Source organism: Bacillus sp. GbtcB10 (genome assembly GCF_019091365.1).
In the GTDB taxonomy this organism is placed as follows: domain Bacteria; phylum Bacillota; class Bacilli; order Bacillales; family Bacillaceae; genus Bacillus; species Bacillus altitudinis.
Genome location: NZ_JAGXJP010000220.1, coordinates 1 through 261 on the forward strand (window position 1 = coordinate 1; position 261 = coordinate 261).

1 pseudogene is annotated in these 261 nt (G+C 44.4%); it reads left to right on the top strand.

What is annotated here, in order from left to right:
• Positions 1–5: 5 nt before the first annotated feature.
• Positions 6–149 (top strand): annotated as a pseudogene (locus KVT11_RS21200) (transcriptional regulator); the annotation flags it as partial.
• Positions 150–261: the final 112 nt, after the last annotated feature.

The window sequence follows — 261 nt, forward strand, 5'->3', positions numbered from 1 at the left end:
TCAGAATGAAAAATCGGCTCAGAGAGCTGCGGGCACGTGATGCTTCGAACCTAACGGAGCTTGCGAAACGGGCAAAGGTTTACCGCCAGACGATCAGCTTAATCGAACGATATGAATTAATGCCGTCTCTCTTACATGCTATGAGGATTTGACGTATATATCAGGAACCCATAGCACATATTTTTCTCTTTAAGGAGGATGAACTCACATGAAAGCAGTATACAAAATGCTCTTACGTGCTCTCCTTGGTTTACTCGGTGC